Annotated in this window: 19 protein-coding genes and 1 pseudogene; 12 read left to right on the top strand and 8 right to left on the bottom strand. The window is 51.4% G+C overall.

Going from position 1 to position 25,216, the window contains the following annotated elements:
• Position 1: 1 nt before the first annotated feature.
• The gene (locus KVT34_RS13555) at positions 2-3,151 is read right to left on the bottom strand and encodes an alpha-mannosidase (RefSeq protein ID WP_217559221.1); all 3,150 of its coding nucleotides are present in this window, start codon (positions 3,149-3,151) and stop codon (positions 2-4) included.
• 190 nt (positions 3,152-3,341) lie between these two features.
• Between KVT34_RS13555 and KVT34_RS13550 the strand changes: the two genes are divergently transcribed.
• The 6 genes from KVT34_RS13550 (at position 3,342) to KVT34_RS13525 (ending at position 13,533) form a co-directional block, all read left to right on the top strand.
• Positions 3,342-5,177, top strand: a complete 1,836-nt coding sequence (locus KVT34_RS13550) for a cache domain-containing sensor histidine kinase (protein ID WP_217559220.1) — start codon at positions 3,342-3,344, stop codon at positions 5,175-5,177.
• Positions 5,174-6,730, top strand: coding sequence for a response regulator transcription factor (locus tag KVT34_RS13545; protein ID WP_217559218.1), 1,557 nt, complete (start codon positions 5,174-5,176; stop codon positions 6,728-6,730). Before KVT34_RS13550 ends, KVT34_RS13545 begins: the two co-directional genes overlap by 4 nt.
• A gap of 240 nt (positions 6,731-6,970) precedes the next feature.
• A complete protein-coding gene (locus KVT34_RS13540; RefSeq protein WP_217559217.1) occupies positions 6,971-7,900 on the top strand; it encodes an ABC transporter permease in 930 nt (309 codons plus the stop codon).
• 39 nt (positions 7,901-7,939) lie between these two features.
• Positions 7,940-8,893, top strand: coding sequence for a carbohydrate ABC transporter permease (locus KVT34_RS13535; RefSeq protein WP_217559216.1), 954 nt, complete (start codon positions 7,940-7,942; stop codon positions 8,891-8,893).
• A 91-nt stretch (positions 8,894-8,984) separates the two neighbouring features.
• Positions 8,985-10,478, top strand: coding sequence for an ABC transporter substrate-binding protein (locus tag KVT34_RS13530; protein ID WP_217559215.1), 1,494 nt, complete (start codon positions 8,985-8,987; stop codon positions 10,476-10,478).
• A gap of 397 nt (positions 10,479-10,875) precedes the next feature.
• Positions 10,876-13,533: an endo-beta-N-acetylglucosaminidase gene (locus tag KVT34_RS13525; RefSeq protein ID WP_217559214.1), complete on the top strand. Its 2,658-nt coding sequence runs from the start codon at positions 10,876-10,878 to the stop codon at positions 13,531-13,533.
• Positions 13,534-13,711: 178 nt separating this feature from the next.
• Here KVT34_RS13525 and KVT34_RS13520 read toward each other — a convergent pair whose 3' ends face one another.
• The 3 genes from KVT34_RS13520 to KVT34_RS13510 form a co-directional block, all read right to left on the bottom strand.
• Positions 13,712-13,963 (bottom strand): DUF6483 family protein, encoded by a 252-nt coding sequence (locus KVT34_RS13520; RefSeq protein ID WP_217559317.1) that lies wholly within the window; start codon positions 13,961-13,963, stop codon positions 13,712-13,714.
• 211 nt (positions 13,964-14,174) lie between these two features.
• Positions 14,175-15,356 carry a YhgE/Pip domain-containing protein gene (locus KVT34_RS13515; protein ID WP_217559213.1) on the bottom strand — a complete coding sequence of 394 codons (1,182 nt, stop codon included), beginning with the start codon at positions 15,354-15,356 and terminating at the stop codon, positions 14,175-14,177.
• Positions 15,357-15,535: 179 nt separating this feature from the next.
• The gene (locus KVT34_RS13510) at positions 15,536-16,315 is read right to left on the bottom strand and encodes a nuclear transport factor 2 family protein (protein WP_217559212.1); all 780 of its coding nucleotides are present in this window, start codon (positions 16,313-16,315) and stop codon (positions 15,536-15,538) included.
• Positions 16,316-16,437: 122 nt separating this feature from the next.
• Here KVT34_RS13510 and KVT34_RS13505 point away from each other — a divergent pair, with 122 nt between their 5' ends.
• The 4 genes from KVT34_RS13505 (at position 16,438) to KVT34_RS13490 (ending at position 20,350) form a co-directional block, all read left to right on the top strand.
• On the top strand, positions 16,438-17,055 hold the full coding sequence (locus tag KVT34_RS13505; RefSeq protein WP_309244087.1) for an alpha/beta hydrolase family protein: 618 nt from the start codon (positions 16,438-16,440) through the stop codon (positions 17,053-17,055).
• Between the two features lie 498 nt (positions 17,056-17,553).
• On the top strand, positions 17,554-17,835 hold the full coding sequence (locus tag KVT34_RS13500; protein WP_095254997.1) for an ArsR/SmtB family transcription factor: 282 nt from the start codon (positions 17,554-17,556) through the stop codon (positions 17,833-17,835).
• A gap of 143 nt (positions 17,836-17,978) precedes the next feature.
• Complete coding sequence (locus KVT34_RS13495; protein ID WP_217559210.1) at positions 17,979-19,046, top strand: LLM class flavin-dependent oxidoreductase; 1,068 nt, start codon at positions 17,979-17,981, stop codon at positions 19,044-19,046.
• A 128-nt stretch (positions 19,047-19,174) separates the two neighbouring features.
• Entirely contained in the window at positions 19,175-20,350 is a 1,176-nt protein-coding gene (locus KVT34_RS13490) for an MFS transporter (RefSeq protein ID WP_217559209.1), read from the top strand.
• 385 nt (positions 20,351-20,735) lie between these two features.
• Here the strand turns inward: KVT34_RS13490 and KVT34_RS13485 are convergent, their stop codons facing one another.
• The 3 genes and pseudogenes from KVT34_RS13485 to KVT34_RS13475 all read right to left on the bottom strand — a co-directional run.
• A complete protein-coding gene (locus KVT34_RS13485) occupies positions 20,736-21,479 on the bottom strand; it encodes an SDR family oxidoreductase (protein ID WP_217559208.1) in 744 nt (247 codons plus the stop codon).
• 41 nt (positions 21,480-21,520) lie between these two features.
• On the bottom strand, positions 21,521-21,823 hold the full coding sequence (locus tag KVT34_RS13480) for a Dabb family protein (RefSeq protein ID WP_217559207.1): 303 nt from the start codon (positions 21,821-21,823) through the stop codon (positions 21,521-21,523).
• A 94-nt stretch (positions 21,824-21,917) separates the two neighbouring features.
• Positions 21,918-22,249: pseudogene (locus tag KVT34_RS13475) on the bottom strand (NADPH-dependent FMN reductase); the annotation flags it as partial.
• Positions 22,250-22,441: 192 nt separating this feature from the next.
• On the opposite strand from KVT34_RS13475, the gene KVT34_RS13470 reads away from it, so the two are divergent.
• Positions 22,442-23,320: a helix-turn-helix transcriptional regulator gene (locus KVT34_RS13470; RefSeq protein WP_217559206.1), complete on the top strand. Its 879-nt coding sequence runs from the start codon at positions 22,442-22,444 to the stop codon at positions 23,318-23,320.
• 211 nt (positions 23,321-23,531) lie between these two features.
• Here KVT34_RS13470 and KVT34_RS13465 read toward each other — a convergent pair whose 3' ends face one another.
• Positions 23,532-24,170, bottom strand: coding sequence for a TetR/AcrR family transcriptional regulator (locus KVT34_RS13465; RefSeq protein WP_217559205.1), 639 nt, complete (start codon positions 24,168-24,170; stop codon positions 23,532-23,534).
• Between the two features lie 182 nt (positions 24,171-24,352).
• On the opposite strand from KVT34_RS13465, the gene KVT34_RS13460 reads away from it, so the two are divergent.
• Positions 24,353-25,111: an SDR family oxidoreductase gene (locus tag KVT34_RS13460; protein ID WP_217559204.1), complete on the top strand. Its 759-nt coding sequence runs from the start codon at positions 24,353-24,355 to the stop codon at positions 25,109-25,111.
• Positions 25,112-25,216 lie beyond the last annotated feature (105 nt).

The raw sequence follows: 25,216 nt of genomic DNA, 5'->3' as shown, positions 1-25,216 counted from the left end.
TTTATGCCTCGAGATCGATCTCGAACGTTTTGATTTCATAAGGCTGAAGAACAAAAGAAATCGTTCCGTCATGGACGACCGGCCCTTCGGGCTTCTCCATCAGGTTCGTTTCCCGCCAGGAAGCGATGCGGAAATCGCTTGTCAGCTCCAGCGCGTTGCGGCTTCCGGAGTAATCGTGAACACGCACGATGACTTTGTCGGAATCTTCGGCTTTTTTGACGGCCGAGATCATGGCGGTGTCTCCCGACAAGGTGAACATCGAACGGCACGGAACCTCTGCGGTTCCCTCCGAGGCCCGAAGCGGGCTGTTCAGCATCCAGGCCTGCTTCACGGTCTGGCCCTGCAGCCAGTCTCCACGGTGGGGCAGCAGGGAATAGGTGAAGGCATGATGCCCCTGATCCGCGTGGGTGTCCGGATGGGTCGCGCATTTGATCAAGGTGAGGCGCATCACGTTCCCCTTGATGTCGTATCCGTACTTGCAGTCGTTGAGCAGGCTGACGCCGTAGCCCCGGTCCGAAAGATCGGCCCACTGATGTCCGACGGTCTCGAACCGCGCCCAATCCCAGCTCGTGTTCCAGTGATTCGGCCGCTTCACGTTGCCGAACTGGATGTCGAAGGTCGCTTCCGTTGTGCGGATATCGACGGGGAAGGCCGCTTTCAGCAGCTGCTTCTGTTCATGCCAGTCGGCTTCCGTCACGAAATCAATGCGCGGATGGCCGCCATACACGACCAGATCTTGGCTGATCGACGAATTCCGGTATACCCAGTTGAAGCGGATTACGGCGCGAAGCGGTCCTTCCTCGACTAGTTCGGCGCCCTTGAAATCCCGGATTTCCTGCATGTTTTCCTGATAAAAAAGATCGATATCCCACGCCTCGTGAGCAAGCGGTTTATCCTCGAAAAGCTGTAGCACGTTGCCCCTTGCGCCCGGCGCCAATACTTCACGCCGCTGCTCTTTATCGCAGATGCGGGTCAATTGACCCTGGGCGTTCCATTCCAGCACATAGAACGGCGTCTCAATCCCGCTGTGATTCCACGCGAAAGGACTCGTTGATGCCCCTTGCCCGGAATCCGCCGCGAACTTGACCGTTGTGTAGCCCATCGGCGGAATGTTTTTAACTTCTACGATCCACACCTCATCGTGAAGCTGCGCTTGAAGCACGCTGCCCTGCAGGTCGAGCCATTGCCCGGATTCCCCGTTCTGCGTGGCCGCAATCGTCACGAGCTCCGTCACCGTCCACGGAGACGAATTCCAGACGGTATAGGCAGAAGCGCCGGAAGAGTCCTTGCCTGCGGCAATCGCTGCAACCGCCTGCGTGTCGACAACGCGGCCGATCGCTTCCGCTTCCTCGTACTCGATAACGCTGTCCTCGTACACTTCACGGATGGAAGAACCGGGAATGATGTCGTGGAACTGGTTGCGGAGAATGATTTTCCAGCCTTCGGTCAGTTCCTTGCCTTTATACAGGCTCCAATCGTTATGCAGAACGCTCTGCATGGCATTCAGCCATTCCGCTTCGCGGTAGGCGAGTTCCAGTTTGCGGTTCATCCGTTTGTTGTAAGCTTGGCTTGTGTACGTGCCCCGGTGATACTCCAGGTACAGTTCCCCATCCCACGTGTGCACGTAAGCATCGGTGTTCGCCGCCGTTTCCTGAAGCCGTTCAAAGTAAGCATCTGCGCGCCCCGTTTCCACGTTAGGCAGACCCGGCAGGCTGTTAAGTCTCCGGCGCATCTCCAGCATGTCGCGGTTGACACCGCCGCCTCCGTCCCCGTAACCGTATGAGAGCAGAAGTTCCTGATTCATTTCCTTATCGCGGTAGCCGTCCCAAATGCCTTTCACGGTTTTCGGGATAATCTGACCGTTGTACGTGTAGAACCAGGAGTCGGGCCCGGACCACGGCTCCGGCGTCGTAATGAAGTGAGTGAGCACCTCGGAACCGTCGATCCCGCGCCAATGGAACGTGTCGAACGGCATCCGGTTGTACTGGTTCCAGCTTATTTTCGTCGTCATAAACGTATGAATGCCGGATTTCTTCAAAATCTGCGGCAGGGACCAGCTGTAGCCGAAAACGTCCGGAAGCCACAAGTATTTGCATTCCGTACCGAACTCGTCCGCTAGGAAGCGGGTGCCGATCAAAAGCTGCCGGACCAGCGATTCGCCGGAAGTGAGGTTGCAGTCGGCTTCCAGCCACATGCCTCCGCCCGCTTCCCAGCGGCCTTCCGCCGCCCGCTTCTTGATCGCTTCATACAGCTCGGGGTAGTCCTCCTTGACGTACTCGTACAACTGTGGCTGCGTCTGCAGGAAGGTATAGTCCGGGAACATCTCCATGAGACGCATCACGGTGGAGAAAGAACGGGCGCATTTCTCCCGGGTATGCTTAAGCCTCCAGAGCCAGGCCACGTCGATGTGCGTATGGCCGACACAGGTTACGGTCACATCGGACCTTTTGTCCATCCCCTCGATCCGTGTATTCAGATCGGTTCTTGCGGCATTTACGGACACGTAAAAATCTTCGGAACCGGGCTCGGTCCAGTCAATGAGCTTGAAGGACTGATTCAGAGCATGAAGCAGCGCCGTCCTCTCGGGAGCGTTGGCATCCAGAATGCGGACGGTATCGAGTGCCGCCTGCGCGGTGAAGTACAGGTCGTCCGCGGCTTCGTCCAGCCAGCAAAATTCGGCCTGCCGGATGGCATGCGTCTGATCCTGGGGCTGCCCGCCTCCTTCGAGTCCCGACCACAGCCGGAACAGGAGCTGCCGGGAGGTACCCGCCGCATCGCCCGGGAGGAAGACTTCCTTGTGATTGGAATCGACGCCCTGATACGGCTTGCCGTTCCAGTAAAACAAGGACTCGAACCCCGAGTTGTTGCCGCCGCCCGTATCGCCGAAATCGAAGCGGCCGAGAATGCGTTTTCCCGACCAGGATTCAGGAATATGTATTTCAGCGGATAGCCACAAATAAAGGTCGCGGCCTTTCCACGAATTTCCGACGTTCATCGTCTTCCAGTCCTCGGCGGGAGCGGGAAGGCTCGGATTGATTTCTTTGCGCTGGTCTTCCAGAGAAAGAAAAGACGGAATGGGATGTTTATCCCGGTAGCGAAGCTCGGATAGTTCACGGATACGTGATTGTAATTTGTGTTCGGTGAGGAACATGTCGAAGAAACCCCCTGTTGAAACCTGATTAGGGAGCGAGAAAAGGAGGAAAATCCTGTCGTATGGAGCTGCGGGTGATTATAGGGTAGCTCCATTATAGTCCGCGGAGAGAGGGGAATGCAATTGCCTAATTTCCCCCATCGGTGATAAGCTTATACGCGAATTGACCGAAAGTGACGGTGCCGACCTCATGCCGAGCTTAAAAACGTTTTACCGGATTCACCTGAAAAAACGGATGTTTAACAAAATTCTTCTCTTTTATTCGATTGTCATGGTGCTGCTGTTTCTGGGCGTGTCCATCCTGGCTTATCAGTACTATGAGCAGCGCAGCGTGCGGGAACAGACGGATCGCGTCCTTAAAGATCTGGATATTGTAAGCGTTAACTTGAATGGGCTGTACGAACGGATGTATTCGGCCATCCAGCAGCTGTACACGGACGCGGCGGTTAACGAGGATCTGACTTATTTTCTGTCGCACGAGTATGAGGATTATTTGAAAAGGCGGCTGAATCAGTACATCCGGAGCAGCGGAACGGAATCCAAAAATTTCGACAGCCAGCTCCGGTCGTTTCTCAAAGACGAGCCTTCCATCGCGAATATTCTTTTGTACAGCAAAGGGGAGCGTTTTTTTTATTTTATGAATCCCGGCAGTCAGCGGTTTTATTATCCGTCGGAGATTCCGCAGGACAGCCCCGGCTGGTTCGATTCCACTGTCAATCACCAGTGGTTGCTGACAGATCAGCGATCCGTCCTGTGGGAGGCGCGGAAAGACAGCGGACCGGTCTACTCGTACACCCATGTTTTAAAAGATACCGTGTCGCTTCAAAAATACGGGGCGATTGTTTTCGATCTGAATACGGACGAGATCAAGCGCCTGGTCGAAAGCAAGCTGAAGGACCGGGGGGCTAAAATGCTGCTCATGACTTCAGGCGGGCAGGTCATATACGATTCCGAGAATCGTTATCAGGGGCAGATTTATCCGTACTGGCAGCAGCTTCATGAGCAGCAGGACTGGGTGGAGCTCGAAGAGCCGTCCAAGGTGAGCGTGCTGACCATCGGGAATACGGGAATGACGATTGCGGGGATTATCCCGAAATCCCGGATCGAGCAGAACATGGACACAATCCGGCTGAGTTTGATCGGGATTACCGCCCTTTGCATTGCGGTGAGTTTTATGTTTACGTTTACGATTATCCGGCAGTATTCCAAAAAAATCCGCAAAATTGTGACGCACATCCGGCGTCTTCAGGAAGGCGACTTGAGCGCACGCATCGTGCTGACCGGCGAGGATGAGCTGCAGGATATTTCGCAAAATTTCAATTACATGTGCGACCGGCTCGAAACGTACATCGACCAGGTGTACCGCTCGGAAATTAAGCAGAAGAATGCCGAGCTCGTGGCGATGCAGGCGCAGATTAATCCTCATTTTTTGTACAACACGCTGGAAAGCATCCGCATGAAAGCTATTACGTCGGGGGCGAGGGATGTCGGTCAAATGATCTATATTCTGGCCGCCCTGTTCCGGGACATGATCCGCAAGCAGACGAACGTGACCCTGGCGGAAGAAATGGAGATGAACGTCATGTACCTGAAGCTTTTCCAGTACCGCTTTGAGAACAGGCTGGAGGTCGAGACGTATCTGGATAAAAATGCGGCTAACTGCCAGGTGGTTAAACTGCTCATTCAGCCGGTCGTCGAAAACTACCTCGTGCACGGGTTCCGGCCCGAATCGGATTCGAACCGGATCGCGGTAAGCATGACGCGCGAAGAGGAGAACATCGTCGTCCGTGTGGCGGACAACGGAAAAGGAATGCCGCCAGAGAGGCTGGCCGAAATCCGCAAGAGGCTGGCGATGAAGCCGGATTCCGGGGCGCTTGGCGGCGATTCGCTGGGTCTCGTCAATGTGAACGAACGGATTCGCTCTCACTACGGAAGCGAGTACGGCCTCGCGATCGACAGCGGTCCGGATCAAGGCTGCGAAGTGATGTTGAAGCTTCCGGCCATACAGGGGGAGATGCTGCCATGAGAAAACTGTTTTTTGCCGATGACGAGCCGCTTATCGTCCAAGGGCTGTACAACCTGCTCCCATGGGAGCAGTTCGACTTGCAAATCGCAGGCTCCGCCCGGAACGGACTGGAGGCGCTGGAGAAGCTGAAGGAAGAGCCGGTGGACCTGCTCATCACGGATATTATGATGCCGGAAATGACCGGTCTGGAGCTCGTTCGCCGGGTCAAACTGCTGAATCCGCGGACCAAGTTCATTATTTTGAGCGGCTACGACGAATTCAAATATGTCAAGGAAGGCATTTTGCTGGGGATTGAAAATTACCTGCTTAAGCCCATCAATATCGAAGAACTGGAAGCGACGATCAAGCACATTTTGCGGGACTGGGAACGGGAAGAAATCAGCCGCTTCCGCCTGGATGAAGACTGGAAAATATTGCGCAACAATATTTTGCACCGCTGGACGAACGGGAACATCGACAACAAGGAGTTCAGGGAGCGCGCGAGAATGCTCGGCATTCCCATCGACCACGAGGTCTACCGCTCGGCGGCGCTGCGGATCGTGACGGAGAACGAGCCGGCCTTCCAGTTTTACCGTCTTCCCGGCCTAGCCGAGGAGTGCGAACGGATCGGCACGGAGGAGCTGCCGGAGAACTGCGAAGTGATCGCCTTTCCGGGGGACGGCGATGAAATCACGCTCCTGTTCGCTTTAAGCGGGAACGAAGTAAAGGTGCTTCCGGCCTTGCGGAGAATGTCGGAGTGGATCGCCGGCTTCACCGGGTTCCGGGTCTGGTGCGCGGCAGGTCAGCCCGAAGAGCTGTATCAGGGCTATCCGGCCAGCGCCCGCGCCGTTCAAGCGTGGTATCAGGCACACTTGATGAACGAGCAGCCCGGCGTGATCGTCGACGACTTGGCGGCTTACGCCTTCCGGGAAGAAGAGCGTCCGGCTCTCCAAGAGCCCGCGATGGACCGGTTCGTCAAGCTGCTGGCCGAGGGGAGACGGGATGAGATCGACGAGTTCGCGGACCAGTTTTTTGTCCGGGGAGACAGCGCTCATCCCGTACCGAGGCAGCCTTATTTCAATGCGGCTATCCAGCTTATGCTGGCGGTCAAGGAGATGGAGAAGCAGCCGGATTACAGCGAAATTTTCGCGGCGCTTTTCCGGATTCAGACGCGGAGCGGGCTTGCCTCGCAGGTCAAACAGGTCGCACGCGGGATGCTGGACAGCCAGTCCGATGCGGTCCGCGAATACAGCACGCATGTGGCGGCGATGCTAGAGCAGGTGAAAGAGCACTACTCCCGGGAGCTGTCGCTTAAAACACTCAGCCAAAAGCTGCATATGCACCCGAATTATCTCGGGCAGTTGTTCCAGCAGGAGATGGGGACCAGCTTTTCGGATTATGTGAACCAGTACCGGGTGGAGCGGGCTACGCACCTTCTTCTCCATACCGACCGGAAAACGGCCGAAATCGCCCAGGAGGTCGGCTATTGGGATTCATCGTACTTTTACAGGACCTTTAAGAAATACGCCGGCGTATCGCCGACGGAACTCCGTTCCATGTATACCAAAAGGTGAAAAAAAGAAAAAGCATGGCGCGTGCATCTGCACCGTCGTGCTTTTTTTAGGATAGCGCCAAACATTTCTTTAATTTCTCCATCTTGGATTAGATTTTTCAACTATACGGGGGAGGCGGTCAGCGGGGATAATGAAAACGGGAGCGAGACGGAAAGTCCCGCGCGAGTTGCCGTTGTTGATTATAGGGGATTAACAACCGCAGAAGACAACCTAAGAAAAGGCAAAGGAGGGAAAAACGCCGTGCCTGGCATCGTGAAAAGTTTAGTGAGAAACCGGGCGTTTCTCTTGTTGGTGCTGCCGGGAGCGATCTGGTTTATCATTTTTGCCTACCTGCCCATGTTTGGTACGATCGTGGCGTTTAAAGACTTTCGTATTCATCCGGACGGCTTTTTTGCAAGCGTTTTTAACAGCGAATGGGTAGGTCTGAAAAACTTCGAGTTTCTGTTCTCCACCAATGACGCGTTTATCATCACGCGCAATACGATTTTGTACAATCTGGCTTTGATTTTTCTGGGGCTGGTTTGTGCGGTCGGATTCGCGATCGTCATGAACGAGCTGCTGAACAAACGGCTGACCAAAGTGTATCAGACGGCCATGTTTATGCCTTATTTCCTGTCTTGGGTTATTATCAGTTACTTCGTGCTGATTTTTCTCAATATGGAGAAGGGCGTGTTCAACCAGCTTCTCGTCTATTTCGGAGCCGATCCGGTCAACTGGTACAGCGAGCCGAAATATTGGCCGTACATCCTGATCTTTATGGGCATCTGGAAAAATATCGGCTACGGCAGCGTCGTCTATCTCGCCGCCATTGCGGGAATCGACCGTTCGTACTACGAAGCCGCCATGATTGACGGAGCCAGCAAATGGCAGCAAATCAAGTACATAACGCTTCCGCAGCTTAAACCGCTGATGATTATTTTAACCGTGCTGGCGCTTGGCGGCATTTTCCGCTCGGACTTCGGCTTATTCTTCCAGGTGACGAAAAACTCGGGTGCTTTGTATCCGGTTACAGACGTGATCGACACGTTCGTTTACCGCGGACTGACGGTTATGGGCGATACGGGAATGAGTACGGCTACCGGACTTTACCAGTCGGTTGTAGGCCTGATTCTGGTCCTGACGGCCAATTATGCGGTGCGGAAGATTGAAAAAGAATATGCCGTTTTTTAAACGTAAAAGCAGCAAGGTTCCGGCTAGGGGGTGCCAGCAATGTCAGACTTGAGCGGGACGGTTAAGGCGGGAGCGGCGCAAGCCCGGAAAGGCAAGCAGCCGAAAGATTTGAATGCGATTTCACCGTTCTGGAATTTCGTATTCTCGACCGGAGTGGGTTTGTTCGCTTTGTCCTGCGTGTTTCCGTTTCTGTTTATTATTATCATTTCGTTTACCGACGAGAAGACGCTCGCTATCGAGGGATTCAGCCTTGTGCCGAGCCAGTTAAGCACAGCTTCGTACCGGTTTCTCATGAACTCGGGGCAGCAGCTGCTCCAGTCGTTCGGAGTCACGCTTCTGGTGACCGTGCTGGGCACGTTGCTTACGCTCTATCTCGTTGCCACGTATGCGTACGCATTGTCCCGGAAAAGCTTCGAGCAGCGGAGATTTTTCAGCTTTCTCGCCTTCTTCACAATGCTGTTCTCCGGAGGCCTGGTGCCTTCGTATATCGTGGTTACCCAGTTTCTCCATCTGCGCGATTCGATTTGGGCGCTCATTCTGCCGTCCGTGCTGAACGCTTTCTACATCCTGGTGATGCGGACGTTCTTCTCCACGACGGTTCCGGACGCCATTGTAGAATCGGCCAAAATCGACGGTGCGACCGAATTCGGCGTATTCACGCGAATCGTGCTGCCGATTTCACTGCCGGGCATTGCGACGATCGGCTTGTTCAGTACGCTCGCGTTCTGGAACGACTGGTTCAATGCGCTGCTTTATATCGACAAGCCTGCACTGATTCCACTTCAAACGATGCTGATGCGCATTCAGAACAACATGGACTTTGTCGTTCAGAACAGTTCCAAGGTCGTGTCGTACGATATTGCGGCCTCGCTTCCCACGGAAACGGTGCGGATGGCGATGGTTGTATTAGCTACACTGCCGATTGCGCTCGCTTATCCGTTTTTCCAGAAATATTTTATTCAGGGGCTGACGATCGGCTCGGTAAAAGAATAGGGGTTACGGCCGTTTCTTTCGAAGGGCTGAAGGAGAGGTTATTCCAATAAAGAAAGCGTTATCATTATAATATTGTCAGGGGGAATTAAGTATGGCGGGAAAAAAAGCGCTTGTGTTCATGCTCGTACTGATGCTGGCATTGAGTTCCTTGCTTGCGGGCTGCGGAAGCAAAAGCGGAGGCGGGGACAGCAAGCAGGGGGCTGGCGATTCGACCGAGAAGGAAGTTAAATTGAAAGTGTACCTGATCGGCGGTCCGCAGCGGGATTTGCCTAAAGTCCAGGAAGAGATCAATAAATATGTGAAGGAAAAAATCAACGCGACGCTCGATATCACCATGATCGACTGGGGCGATTATTCCAAACGGATGCAGGTGCTTTCCGCTTCCGGAGAAAACTTCGACATCGCCTTCACGTCTTCGTGGGCGTTCGAATACCGCACGAATGCGGCTAAAGGCGCGTTCATGCCGCTGAACGATCTGCTCGATAAATACGGCAAGGGGATCAAAGAAGAGCTGGACCCCCGTTTTCTCGAAGGAACCAAAATCGACGGGAAAAACTACGCCGTTCCGGTCAACAAGGAGCTTGGCGAGCAGTGGGTATGGCGTTTTAACAAGAAATACGTGGACAAATATAAGATCGATATCACCAAAGTACGGACTCTTCAAGACTTGGAGCCGTACCTGAAGCAGATTAAAGAAGGCGAGCCGGAAGACATTACGCCGCTTGCCGTACCGAAAGGATTCAAGCCGTATATTCCGTACGACTTTATTCTCGGGGACGAATTCCCGGTGGCAATGAAAATCCAGGACAACGCCTCGGACTTCAAATTCGTCAATATTTTGGAGACCCCCGAGCTGAAAGCTTCTCTGGAAACGATCCGCAAATACTACCAGGCGGGATACCTGCGCAAAGATGTCGCCACGCTTGACGGCATCGACAATATCAAGACGGGCAAATGGTTCGTGGACCGCGAAATCACTCAGCCGTACGCGGATCTGGGATGGTCCCGGAGCGCAGGCTACGACATCGTATCGACTCCGATGCAGGATCCGGTCGTGTTCACCGGCTCGGCTTCCGGCTCGATGCACGCGATTTCGGCGAACTCCAAAAATCCGGAGCGGGCCATGATGTTCCTGAACCTGCTCAACACGGATAAGTATCTGCGCAATCTGTTCAGCTTCGGAATCGAAGGCACGCACTACAAGAAAGTGTCCGAAAATGTCATTGAAGACCTGCCGGCTCTGAAGGACGGCTACCAGATGCCGGGCTTTGCGCTCGGAAACATGTATCTGACGTACCTGCACAAAGAAGAACCGGCCGACAAGTGGGAGGCGTTCAAGAAGTTTAACGATTCGGCAAAAGTCTCGCCGACGTTCGGGTTCAACTTCGATGTCGATCCGGTCAAAACCGAAGTGGCGTCCATTTCCGCCATCGCCCGCGAGTTTTACCCGGCCATTATGACAGGATCGGTAGATCCGAACGAGTACTTGCCTAAAGCGATGGAGAAAATGAAAACCGCGGGCCTCGATAAAGTCATAGCCGAAGCTCAAAAGCAGTTCGACAAATGGAAAGCGGAGAAGAAGTAAAGGCACGTTCACCTTATCTATAAAGAAGCGATCGTGGTCGTGATATTACCCCCTTTAAGCAGATCGTGTGTGAAAAGCGCACTATGGGTTGCTTGGGGGGATAATATCAGACGTGCGGCCGCTTCTTTGCGTGGGATTCCGGGATACGGCGTGGACTTGAAGGAAATTTCCGCCAAAGGTATTTAATATGTACATGCAACCTTTAATTCGTCCACTAGGAACGGAATTAACCCCGTTGTTATAATGAAAGCGTAATCATTACCCAGCAGACGACAAACAGGAGGGAAATTATTCGGAATTCTTATCCGTCAGGGGGAGCCGGTCCGGCGCCTCATGCTCTAGGCGCGATTGCCGCCCCGCTGCACGTGAAAGTCTTAACTTACATAGGAGGTCATCCATGAAAAAGATTGGCGTTAGTCTGGCAGTATCCTTCGCCGCGTGTGCGGCATTGGGTTTATCCGCGTCCGCAGCGCAGCCCCACTCCTCGTACTGGTATCCGGAGCAGCTGCTGAAATGGAGCCCCGGGGCCGATCCCGACGCGAAATTCAACCGCGGCTCGATTCCGCTGCAGGAACGTTTTACGGGCGACAAGGTGAATGCGAACGCATCCAAGGACCCTAAAATCGTGGCGCTTTCCGCCCTCAACGCGGGAACGAGCGGCGTTCCTTCGCAGGGCTCGGACAAATTCGCCGCCAACACGTTCGGTTATTGGCAGTATGTCGACAAGCTGGTTTATTGGGGAGGCTCGGCCGGCGAAGGCATCATCGTGCCTCCAAGCGCCGACGCGATAGACGCCGCCCATAAGAATGGCGTGCCGATCATGGGCACCGTCTTTTTCCCGCCGAGCGTGTACGGGGGCAAATACGACTGGGTGAAGCAGACGCTTCAGCAGAAACCGGACGGCTCGTTCCCGGTAGCCGACAAGCTGATCGAGGTGGCGAAAACATACGGCTTCGACGGCTGGTTCATCAACCAGGAAACCGAGGGCGGCACCCCGGCGGATGCCCAGAAAATGAAGGAATTCCTGAAATATCTGGAGGCCCGCAAATCCCCTTCCATGCAGATCATGTGGTACGATTCCATGACCAAAGACGGTGCGATCAGCTGGCAGAACGCGCTGAACGACAAGAACGAGATGTTCCTGCAGGACAAACAGCAGAAAGTCTCGGACAGCATGTTCCTTAACTTCTGGTGGAGAGACCTCGCGGGTTCGGCCGCCAAAGCGAAAAGCTTGGGCCGGAGCCCGTACGAGCTGTACGCGGGCATCGACGTCGAGGCCAAAGGCTACGACACCGGCATCCAGTGGGATATGCTGTTCCCGCAAGGCAAGCCGGCGGCGACTTCGCTGGGCATTTACCGGCCCGACTGGGCGTTTAACAGCGCCGAGAATATGAAGGATTTTTTCGCCAGGGAGAATAAATTCTGGGTCGGCCAGAACGGCGATCCTTCCCGCACGGATACGAATCAAGCCTGGAAAGGCATGGCTCATTATGTGGCCGAACAATCCCCGGTCAATCGGCTGCAGTTCGTGACGCATTTCAACACGGGAAGCGGGCAGCAGTACTTCGTAGACGGCAAACTTGTGCGCGATAAAGGCTGGAACAACCGCAGCCTGCAGGATATTTTGCCGACCTGGCGCTGGATGGCGGAGAGTAAAGGAACCGCGCTTAAGCCGAGCCTCGACTGGTCGGACGCCTATTACGGCGGCAGCTCTCTTAAGGTGGAAGGGACGCTGAGTCCGGCCAATGCCACGACGCTTAAGCTGTACCGGACGGACCTGGCTATCGAACCGGCCACTAAACTGTCGGTGACGTATAAAACTTCGCAGAAGCCGGGCATGAAAGTGGCCCTGACTTTTGCGGGTCCGAAGGAAGAGACCGTTTATCTGGACGTGAAGGATAAAGTTCAGCCGGGCTGGACGACCGAAACGTTTAATTTGACGCCATATAAAGGAAAACGCATTTCGTCGATTTCGCTCGTGTTCGATTCGAAAGAAACGATCCCGGCCTACGCGATCAACATCGGCAAGCTTTCGATCAGCAGCGTGAAGCAAGAACAATCGTCGTCTCTGCCGGCCGTTAAGGACCTCAAGATCACCGGTTCCGACTTCCGCGACGGCATCTACGGAGATGCCCGCCTGGAGTGGACGGCCCTGGAGCAAGACGTGAAGCAGTACGAAATTTATCGCGTGCTTCCGGACGGTAAAGAGGAGTTCCTGGGAGCTACTCCCAACAACGTTTACTATGTCCCTGAAATGAAAAGAAGCAATAAAGAGGACATGACCGTGCTTAAGGTGGTTGCGGTCAACGGACAATACCGGGCAGGGCAGGCGGCAGCGGCGGCGATCAAGTGGCCGGCTTATCCGAAACCGGCGGCCCGTTTTAAAACGGACAAAACGCTTGTCGCTCCGGGCGAGCAGGTGAAGCTGATCGACCAGTCGACGGAAGTCACCGAGGAATGGCTGTGGACGATAGATGGCGCGAGCCCTTCCACAAGTACGGACAAACAGCCGGTTGTCACATTTGCCGAAGAGGGCGTTTACAGCGTGACACTCACGGCCAAAAACAGCGCCGGTCAAGATTCCGTGACCAAGCAAGCGCTTATTACCGTCCGCAAGGACGCGGGTGCGGCCGTAAACCTGGCGCTGGGCAAAGCCGCTAAAGCGGACAACGCCTGCGGTCCTGCCGAAGGAGCGGCTAACGCGGTAGACGGCAAAGTCACCGGCAACAGTAAATGGTGCGCGCTGGGCAATCTGCCTCACTGGCTCACCGTGGATCTGGGAGCGGAGAAGACAATCAGCGGATTCGTGCTTAAGCATGCCGAAGCCGGCGGCGAATGGGCAGGCTTCAACACGAGCGACTATACCGTGCAGGTGAGTGCGGACGGCGTTACGTGGACGGATGTTCTGGAGGTAAAAGGAAACCGGGCGGGCGAGACGAACGACGCAGTTGCGCTGGTAAAGGCTCGCTATGTGAAGCTGAACATCGTTAAAGCGAGCCAAGGCGGGGATACGGCGGCCCGGATTTACGAATTTGAGGTGCGCGGGCTCCAGTAAGGCGGGGTTTAACGGGTTTAACGGATTTGACGGATTTGCAAAGTACCCGGAAGAAACTGCGGCAACAAAAAAAGACCGTTCCGTCAGCCTGCAGAGGCTGTGCGGAACGGTTCTTTTTTGTTGGTGAAGCGCTCTGCCGCCGCCGAGGGAGAGCAGAGCGAACGAAGAAGGCAGCCGGTCAGCCCGCGCTCTCCGCCCCCGAAGGGGCGGTGCCTGTCCCTCCAGCCGACAGCCGGGGCCAGGCGGCCTGCCACTCGCGGAGGCCCGCTTCGACTTCGTCGCGGGGAAGCTTGCCCGCCTGCAGCTTCTCGTCGCTGCAAGCGAGCAGCCGCCTGTAGAAGGCAAGGCCCCGCTCGTCGGAAAGCCAATCGCAGTTGCTCCGCTGAAAAAGTACGAAGCCACCGTACAGCGTATTGGTATGCAGTATCATTTAGACGGCATGAGCAAGGTGCAATCGAGTACCGATATAGGGAACCACATATAGATAAGCCGGATGGAAAGCTGGTGTTTGATGAAAGTGCACTTAACCAGAACATTCGCTGATCGGGATATCGTGCGCATGATTTCGTCCAACAAACCTATCGAACCACACGAACTAAACCAAATACCGACAACGCAACGTTGATTGTTCTTACTTTATTTTAATCGCTTGTAACAGAAGTAGGGGGCGCGTCTGTCCCACGACCGGCCTTAAATCCGGAAGCGAGCAGCAGGACCAAGAATCCCACGGCGATGCTCCACAAAACGAAGGCGTTCGAGCCGACCGCGTCCAGTCCTCCGAAGTACATCACTTCCCGCAGCCCTCCTGCCGCGAACCGCAGTGGCGTCCACGAATAGATCCAATCTCGCGTCGTCTGCGACAAGAACTCCGGAGCCATGTTCAGCAGCGGCATGGAGAAGAACATCAGCAGTACAAGCAGCGGTATTCCCCGGAATCCGATCCAATTCAGCAAGGAAGACTGCAACAAGAAGAACGCCGATCCAGCCAACCATAAGAACAACCAAGTCTCCCTCGCGTTTGCCAGTTCCATGCCGTACCACGAAGAAGCCATCCATACGGTGAAGCCCGACGCTATGCCAACGGTCGCAAGTCCCCCGATAGCTTGCAGCGCGCTTACTGTCCATCTCCTTGAACCCGCGGCGACCGCCTTCTGGCTAGCTAGGAACAAAACTATCCCGGTCACAAGACTGCCGATCCACATGATCTGGATCAACAAACCCGGCGCATTCCCCGACGCATTATTCACTCCCGGTGGATGCACGACTTCCTCTTGAACGGTAACCGATGTCATTAAAGCTGTAGCCGTTTCAACCGGAATTTGCTCCGTTTGCTGTCCGATCTGCCCAAGCAGCTGCTGCAACAGGTCCCCGCTGATCATTTTCATCGCTTGCCCCATGGCTTGTCTTATGACCATCGAGGCTTGGGTGTTCATACCCTCGTTGGAGATGATCCTCACATTAGGGTGAATCGGCGAGTGAGTTGCTAATGAGAGTAAACCGCTGCTCAGATCCGCCGGAATCACCATCGCTCCGTAATATTCGCGTTTATCCAATCCTTCCCGAGCCTTTTCCTCGGAATCCACGACATGCCAGACGAACGGCATTGCCGGGTCTGACACCAACTTTTCCCGGATCATTTCCCCTACCGCAAACGTTCCTCCAGTCGACAGCTCCGCCGGCCGGTCAAGAATAACTAGGGCCACCGGGAGCTCCTTTGGCTTCGATCCAAGCACTGATCCCATCATCGCTACCCCGAATACGGTCAACACGATCAGGACGAGCACTAATCCAAGCCACATCATTTTTTGTGTCAATATCTTCATGATTCTCTTCCCCTCGTTATACGGTCACTTCATTGCAATGAACAAAAATAGCGTTGCTGAAGCAACGCTCCTGTATCCATTGGACTATAAAATTTTCCATTCAAGTACATTCGTGAAACGAAAGACATCACCGAAATTAAATTCGGCGATGTCTTTCTTGCGATTCAGCTACACAAACTTCAAAATCTACTGTTCGTATTTTTTCGTTTTTCTTCCGGCAGAATGGCCTCGATTACGTCCCAATGCTCAGCGATCTTTCCATCCTGTACGCGGAACAAATCGTAAAAAGCAGTATGTTGACCATCAAATTGACCTTCACTCAAGGTAAGAACAAAATCGCCTTGCCCGATGACTTGATGGACATGAGTATATTGAAACTCAACTTTTTTCTCCTTCAGAGCCTGTAAAGCAGCGTGAAGACCAGAAAGGCCGTCTGCAATATGAGGACTATGCTGAATGTAGGTATCTCCATCAAAGTAAGTGGCAAGCAAGCCAGGGTTCTTCCCGAGCAAGATGTTCTCAACATAGCTTTTGACAAATGCTTTGTTGGCCTCCGTCCTGTCGATATCCTTAATCGTAACCGGTCCGTCAATCATCGTATGATTGCTTGGTGTTTTTTCCACCATCTCTTGCAAATTGTCCCAATGTTCAACGATTAGTCCATTCTCAAAACGGAAGATATCAAATACGATTTTAGGGCCGTGAAAATGATATACAGAATGAAGAGCCACATAATTTCCGTCAACTAAAGCCCGCTTAATGCTTACCTTTGTACCAATTTCCTTCAAATGGTCAAGAGCATCAAGCATGGTTTCACGACCATCGAGTAAAGCCTGGTTGTGCTGAATATATTGATCTGGATGAACGTAAGCCGTAATCGCTTCGGGATTGCTACTCTCAAAACTTTCCAGAACGGCGACTGCCTTACGAACAAGCTCATTCTGATGGTTGAATGTCATTGGTAAATCCTCCTTAGAGTTATTTAGTCATCTAGATAAATAATGAACGTTGTGTTGTTTATTTATCTATCGCTCATTATAATGGAGGGTAATATCACGCTCAATATTCAATATTTTTAGTTTTGAAGGATAACAGACATCTCAACAACCTTTGTCGCTTAACTGCTCTAAATAAATTGAAGGGAACAGAAAATAATGAACAAGAAAACCGAATATGTTCCTTCCTCGATATCGGTAAGGAATTGGCTGAGCAAGGTTATCTGGTTGTGCTTCCTGAATATCGTGCGCATGGAGCCTCGCAGCAGTCCGATAATACGGAATCCATTGAGCTTGACGCCGAGGCTGCGCTCAAGGAACTTGAGCGCCAGGGCGCGGAGCGTGTGTTCCTAGCTGGCGCTTCTTGTGGAGGGACGACCGCCATCATCTCGGGCGTCCGTCAACCGTTGCCCATTCAGGGGTTGCTGATTATGTCTTCGCCTGCGCAGTGCGGACCCCAACTGGATGCCATCTCCAGCGTAAAGGAAATAAAAGCGCCGTCCCTGTTTGTTGTGTCTCCGGGAAACATGCTGGGGGCGGTTGAAGAGCAGGTTCGCCAGTTGTACGAAGCATCCGGAGCGGATCAGAAGGAACTAATTATTGACGAAAGCGGCTTTCACGGAACGGATACGTATAGAAGAGGGGAGGACGGCGACAAGCTTCGAACCCGGATTATGGATTTTATCACCGCGGCGTTTCATTGAATGTAGTTTTAAAACAGGCTTAAAACGTTGAGTGCCACAGTTCTGCTTGTCGTCGGAAATACCCTGAGATGAAGTCTAAAAAGGTCTCCATTAAATGAATTGAAATTGCACCTGTTTGCAAACGACTAAAATGCATCATCCTCTGGTTTTCGGAAGATGATGCATGACAACTAAACGACACGAGGGGACCCGAATCATAGACCAAGGTCAGGTTGTTAAGCTCCTCAATATGATTCAGTTTCCTCACTCAGACTCATGAATTCGCAGGAATTCATCCAGTCAAAAGTGTGAAGAAGAGAATATTGGGGGAACCGGAGACTGGGGGATTGAAACAATAGTAACTGTCTAAGTTCGAGGTTTATGATCCTGCTGAGAAGGCCATTGCAACGCCGATTTATAGGTATAAAACCAATATGCCCTTTACATTTGAAAGACATGGTGCTAATATTGATTTCGATAGTTACGGAACTGTAGAATAAGTGCGGGGAGGTGGATAAAGTGAGAGAAAATCAAGAAGATATTGGGCAAGCGGTTAAGGTGTATAAAGCTTTGGGGGAACCAACCCGGCTGAAAATTGCTTTACTGCTCGCGAAAGAGAGCAATTTATGCTTCACCGCCGTCGGTGAAAGGCTTGAATCGGTTGCAGGCTCGACGCTATCGCATCATTTAAAGCAATTGACGGACTCTGGCTTGATTGATTCTCGCAAGAATGGATCGTTTATTCACTACAATGTCAATCGAGAAGTAGCGGAAAAATTTGCGCCCTTTTTGTTGGCGTAATTTTTTTGAAAATCATTTCTATATCTTTAGAACGGCAGAAATGATGGAGCTCATATTTGTAATGAAGTTTTAGCTTGCGAGTCGATTTGGCAATGATTTTTGCTGAACATCCCTAATCCAATATTAAGAAGGAGAGAATAACTATGAGCGGTCAAACGAATACGATGGAGATTGGAATGAGCACCTTCCTCCATGCAAATCCTGGAAATGGCGGTGTCTCGCATGCCGAGAGGCTGCGCCAAGCGATCGAAGAAATCCAATTGGCAGATCAGGTCGGCCTTGACGTCTATGCCATCGGCGAGCATCATCGTATCGAATACGCAAGCTCATCGCCAGCTGTCATTCTGGCAGCAGCTGCAGCTACAACGAAGCGGATCCGGCTCTCGAGCGCAGTGACGGTGCTATCTTCGGTCGATCCGGTGCGGGTATATCAGGACTTTGCAACGTTGGACGGTCTGTCGAACGGGCGAGCGGAGATCATGGCCGGACGGGGTTCGTTCATCGAATCGTTCCCGCTATTCGGCTATGACCTGAAAGATTACGAGGAATTGTATGAAGAGAAACTGGAACTGCTATTGAAGATTCGCGCTTCCGAAAAGGTGACCTGGCGTGGCGGTCATCGCCCGGCGATTGACAACATGGGCGTCTATCCTCGTGCACAACAGGAGCCTTTGCCTGTCTGGATCGGGACAGGGGGCAGCCCGGAATCGGCTGTTCGGGCTGGCTTGCTGGGACTTCCGATTGCCTTCTCTATCCTGGGTGGAGCGCCGCAGAGATTCGCACCCTTAGTCGAGCTTTATAAAGAAGCCGCCGTGAAAGCAGGTCACGATCCGAATAAGCTGCAAATTGCTACACATTCGCATGGCTTTATTTCGAATACGGCACAAGAGGCAGCTAAGCGGTATTACCCTGTCATGGCCGGCCAAATGAACCACATTGGACGGGAACGAGGCTGGTCTACCTATACACGTGACTCGTACGATTCAGCCCGCAGCCTTCACGGCGCTCTTTACGTCGGAGATCCCGAATACGTCGCAGAAAAAATCGTGCTGCTGCATAAGAACCTTGGCTTGACTCGCTTCATGATGTACAACGATTTCAGTTCGTTGCCGCATCGCGACTTGCTGCGAACGATTGAGCTTCTCGGCACCAAAGTAGCGCCGATGGTCCGTAAGGAGCTAGCCCGTCAGACGTCTGACCAAAACGCTTAAAACAGAGTACGAACGCTTGGAACGAAGAGGCTTGATTGAGCCGAGAAGTGAAGTCGGCGAATTGAGCATTTTTTTTAAATATAATTTCTATAGATTTAGATCTGTTGAAATAAAAAGAGGAGAAATAGATGGGGAATTCGTGGAAAATTTATATTCTGGCTATTGTCAGCTTTTTAGTCGGAACTTCGGAGTTTGTGATTACTGGCATTTTGGATATGCTTGCAAGCGATATTGGAGTGTCGGTAGTAGCGGCCGGGCAGTTGATTACGGTCTACTCGCTTGCTTATGCCATTGGTACCCCGATTCTTATTGCACTCACAGCAAAAATGGATCGAAGAAAGCTTATGCTATCGGCTTTGGGATTATTTTTCGTTGGGAATTTGATCACTGTCACAACTACAGGCTACGGCATGCTGCTCGGAGCAAGAATTATTTTGGCGATCAGCACGGGGGTATTTATGGTCGTCGCCATGACGGTTGCCGCCAAAATGTCTCATCCTGGAAAACAGGGCAGCGCTATCGCCACGGTTTTAGTGGGCTTTAACCTCGCACTTATTCTAGGGGTCCCACTTGGGAGGATCATTGCGGGCTCACATGATTGGAAAATCATCTTTACGGGAGTCGGGGCCCTAAGCTTGGTCGCGATGGTGGTCCTTTTGCTTACGATTCCGAAATCGGAAGGAGAGGCTCCCATTCCTATTCGGGAACAGCTCGCCTTATTAAAAAGCCCCCGAATCGCTGTCGCGCTTTCCATCAGTTTTTTCTGGATATTGGGCTATACGATGCTGTACACCTATATAACGCCGTTTCTTCTGGACATTACGGGGATGAGCGAAGGGATGATAAACGTCGGGTTGTTTGCGTTTGGGCTGGCCAGTCTCATAGGCTCCCAAGTTGGAGGCTACGGTGCAGATAAATGGGGTATCCCCCGTACGATGATTGGGGGCCTGCTCTTTCACTCCGGAATATTATTGTTACTGACTGCGTTCTCCCACTCGTCCATGTTCGTGTTGCCTTTGCTTATGTTATGGTCCTTTTTTGCTTGGTCGATGGGGCCGGTTCAACAGGTTTATTTAATCGGCATGGCTCCTCAGGCTTCGGGGATCGTCCTGAGTTTGAACAATTCTATCGTGCAGTTGGGAATGGCCGTAGGGGCTGTAATTGGGGGTATCGTTGTAGAAAGCATCTCTCTTGCAGCAGTTGGTTGGTTTGGCGGAGTTGGCGTCGCAATGGCACTCATCCCGGCTATTATTTCTTTATCCATTCGTCGCCGATCTGCAGCTGCGGAACGAAACAGAGCGTAAAGTACCTTCTTTCTCAGAAATGAAAATACCGCCTAAGCGTTGTTGAATAACGCTTGAGCGGTATTTTCATATTCATGGAGAACATTGCGTTTTTTTGAGTGCAGCGTACCGTGATTTTAGTGTATTCAGACGCCCAAATATAAGTTCACCCAATGGGAAGGCAGTTACACACAGGGTTTGGACCAAGGATCGTCGATTTTGGAAAAAAATACGCCGCGTTTTTAATGCAAGAAGCAATCCGGCCAAAGTACTTTCAAAGTCAAGAGAAAGCCGCTCGTTTCCCGACAGAGGAACTGAGCGGCAACATAATGTAGGATCAGGGAACAACTGCGATCCGTGGTACTTTTCTTATTATCTGCTAGACAGTGTATTTAGATTTGATTGATTAAATGAATCCACCATTAACACGGATGGTTTGTCCCGTAACCCACTGCGATTCTTCGCTAGCAAGAAAGAGGATCACACCTGCAATATCCTCGGTCTCTCCGAGACGTCCAAAGGCGTTCATGTTGGCTAGTCCCTGGATTTGTTCGGGTGTTTTGCCAACCGTGAAAAGCTCGGTATTTGTAGGGCCAGGTGCTACAGCATTAATCGTTATGTTTCTATTTCCAAGCTCCTTGGCCAATTGCCGCGTGAATTGTTCGACGGCTCCTTTAGAGCCCGCATAAAGACTGTATGCAGGGAACATCTGACCCGCCACTGAAGTGGAAAGGTTGATAATGCGGCCATTCGCGTTTAAATGCTTAGCGGCAAGCTGGCACGAAAAATAGGTCCCTTTGACATTAATCGCAAATAGCTGGTCGTAATCCGCTTCGGTAACATCGCCAACAGGTTTTGTAATGATGATCCCCGCGTTATTCACCACAATATCAAGCTTTCCGAACGTTCTGATTGTTTCTTGATAGAGTCTCTTCAACTCGCTCAATCGGCTGATATCGGCCTGAATTGCTGCCGCTTCTCCGCCATCCCTTTGAATATTCTGTACAACGTCTGCCGCCTGATCTGCACGATTCGCAAAATTGATAACCACCTTGGCGCCATGATTCGCTAAATACTCGGCAATTGTTCTGCCGATTCCTCTGGATGCTCCAGTGACCAAGGCAACTTTGCCGGCAAGCTTCTTATCCATTTCAGCAATCTCTCCTTTCTAATGTGTTTTAAAGGGGAACATTAAGCAAACGGGTAATCCATAACGACGATTCCTTCAACAAACGGGCCAATGGATTGCAATAATCCTTGATGCAGGGGGTGCTGAATATACTCCCGGCAAGCCTGTTGATTTTCGAAAGTGACTCTGATTCCCAGCGTAAACCCCTGCGTATGCTCTATTTCCTCCGTAACGTTAATCCCTGCGCTAAGTTCCACGATCCCCGGGATGTTCCCTTTAAAGTCATGTGCGCGCTTTATTGCACTTTCTTTTACTTCAATAGAAACATCGGGCTTGAATTTCAATAGCACGATATGTTCAAACATCTTACTCCCTCCAAGCTTTCTGTTTATTCCTGACTTTGGAGCTGCTTCAATTGGGTGAGCTCCTTCATCCATTTCACGAAATTATCGGTTACAATCCCATGGAAGATCCGACTATCCATGAGGGCTTCCCGATCATGACTCGATCCACGCGGGGTAACCAGTCAATCGCGTTCGCCATGACGCCGGGAATAGTCGAATTATATTCCGGAGTGATCCATAACACCGCGTCGGCAGCAGCGACTTTCGCCTTAAAATCGATAACCGGCTGGGGCGGAACAGACTCGATATCCTGATCGTAAAAGGGGAGATCCCGAATGCTCATCACATCCAACTGAAAAAGATGCTGATAACGGTTTTGAATATAACGGGCTAGCTTCTGGTTGTATGAATCTTTGCGAATGCTTCCGAAATGGCGGCTACTTTCATTTTCATCACCTCAATGTAGGGTCTGAATGGAGTTGAGCAGGTGGGGCCGATCATCACTGTCTATCCATTCTTGCTATTCCTCCTAAGGAGGACATAAACTAGTCTAAATGGAACCGAAGAGGCTAGGAAGAGATCTGGTTATCGTAGGATTGGGAATCCTACGTTCATGAATGGGTAGGAGGTATGGAGAACATGGCAAACAGATTGGACCGTTATGAGGAATTGTCCCGTTTTTTGCGTTCACGCCGTGAACGAATAACCCCAGAGCAAGCAGGGGTGCCGGATTCCGGACGCAGACGAACACCCGGACTTCGCCGCAGCGAGGTAGCTCTGCTGGCAGACGTGGGATTGGATTGGTATACCTATTTGGAACAAGGGCGTCATATCAACGTATCCGCTGAGGTCCTTGATCGAATAGCGAAGGTGCTTCGGTTAGATGAGTCGGAACGCAGGCATCTGTACCATCTTGCCCGTAAACAATTTCCCTTGACAGGTACGAAGCAGCCCTCTAAGGTAACGCCGGAGCTTCAACGTTTTTTGGATAGCCAGAACCTTTCCCCTACGAATGTCATGGATGCGCGCATGAACATCATGGCCTGGAATGATGCCTACTGCGCAATAAATGGGAATCTCGCGGCTATGTCGGAAAGGGAGAGGAATTTGGTCTGGATGACGTTTACTTCTCCCCGTTTCCGCTATGTAAAGGGAGACCAATGGGAACTGCATGCCAGGCGAATCGTTGCTAATTTTCATGCCGGGTATGCTCGTCACGTCGACGATCCTTGGTGGTCCGAGCAGTTCGAGGCGCTTTCACAGGCTAGCAGGGAGTTTCGAGAATTTTGGGATTCCCACGAGGTTCTCGATGCTATTGATGCTCCTAAGACGCTGCATTGTCCGAATCTGGGGATCTTGAATTTTGATCTTGTTACGTTTCATTACTTGAACGATTCTAATTTGACCGTTTCCATTCATGTTCCTCATCCAGATGGCACGGTGGATAAGATGCAGCAGCTGCTAATCGATTATCAGAGCCAGCATTCAGAGCAGCTCGAATCTTCTTCAAGAGTTTAGTATAGGAACCAGAAAAACTAATTGGTCAACAAGTTGTAGTTTAATTTAACGGGTAACATTAACGTTCAATGAAAAAGCGAAAGTCTAGGACTTTATTTCTCGTCCATGGCTGTCGCTTTTTCAATTTCAAGGGTCAGCTAATACTTTTTTTATTAGTGCTGCGATATGGAAATTCACTAGTCCACAACGGAATCGGATACGGACGCTTCACTTATGAAATGGCGTGTAAAATATGAACGATCTTCCTTTCAATATTGGAATTGTCTATGATCTTCAGATATTCAGGTTTTAGCAATTGATACTGCTTCATGTTGTAGAAATCCATAATCGCTTGTTTCAAGGTGATATCATACTGAATCGAAAATGACGGCTCGATAAAGCGTCGCAGCACAGCATCATCTTGAACCATAAACAACACGGCATTTAATCTGTTGAAAATCTGTTGCTCCATTCCGGATTCAAAAAAAGCTTGTAAGCTTTTATTCCGATTTTGAAGGGCAAGGGACAGGTTCTCATAATGGTGCGGATAATATTCCTTCAGATCCTGCAAGAACAAGTCAGAGATATACGTGGCACACATCAACGATTGTAAAAATGTTAATTGAAAACGGTCTAAAAAAGAGACGGAATCATCTTTGACGGCGGTATCAGCCTTCTTCGAATAATCAATGTAATAATCCACGACTTGTTCGATGATGTCGTCTTTGGAGGAAAAATGCTTATAGAGTGTCACTTTGCTGATATCCATAAATTTTGCGAGATCGTCGACTTTCAGTTGGCTGAATTTTGTTTTTCTTATGATGGCTTTTATTTTTTCCACGTATGTATCTGCACTTACAGCTTTTCTCATGGATAAGTACCTCCCTTTGATGCCTATAAAATTCATTATAACAAATTTGCTTCCTTTTATGTATGAAGTTTATTAAATGAACTAATTTTATAAAATTAGTTTACTTATTAAATTTAACGCTATATAATTGGTCCTGTACCTAATCATCCGATGACGGATTATACAAAGGGAGGACGATTCAAATGGAACCATTCAGTAAGGGCAAATTCTCTGGCAAAAAGGTCGTAATCACGGGAGGCAGCAGCGGAATCGGCTTTGCAACTGCGAGGTTGCTGGTGGATGAAGGGGCACATGTTCTGATTACCGGACGTACTCAGACGACGCTGGATGCGGCTCGTGAACAACTCGGCAGCAAGGCAATCGCGGTCTTAAGCGATGCCGCCTCATTGAAGGATATCGCCGCGTTAGCGGATCGAGTGAAGGCTGAATTTGGAACAATAGATGCCCTGTTCGTTAACGCTGGTGTCACAGGGTTTGTCCCTTTCGAGACAATGACCGAAGAACAGTACGATGAGTTACTTACAATCAACGCCAAAGGACCGTATTTCACCGTGCAGAAACTCGCCCCGTTGCTAGGCACAGGTAGCGGGGTAGTTCTTACCACCTCAATTGTGAACGTAGTGGGGCTCCCAATGCTCAGTGCTTACGCAGCTAGTAAGGCGGCGCTGCGCTCCATGACTCGAGGTTTGGCACGCGAGTTATTACCTCGAAATATTCGCGTCAACGCAGTCAGTCCCGGCGTCATTGACACAGGTATCATGGAAAAGTCAATGCCGCAAGAAGCTGCCAAGCAGACAAAGGAACAGATGAGACAGCAGATCCCAATGCTGCGTCTCGGCGATCCAGTCGAGGTCGCCAAGGCTGTTGCATTCCTAGCATTTGAGGCCACCTATACCACCGGGGCTGAGTTCCCAGTTGACGGAGGCGGCTCCCAGATTTGAGCACTCTCCGTTCGCAACTGGCTCAGTACTTCTTCTCATGACTTTTAAAGCGCGGGCAGGAGGGTTATGAATTTTCATGGAGCTTTCCCCTTGTGATATCGTGAT

The sequence above is a fragment of the Paenibacillus sp. GbtcB18 genome (assembly GCF_019091125.1).
Taxonomy (GTDB): domain Bacteria; phylum Bacillota; class Bacilli; order Paenibacillales; family NBRC-103111; genus Paenibacillus_F; species Paenibacillus_F chitinolyticus.
This window is presented reverse-complemented; position numbering and strand designations above follow the sequence as displayed.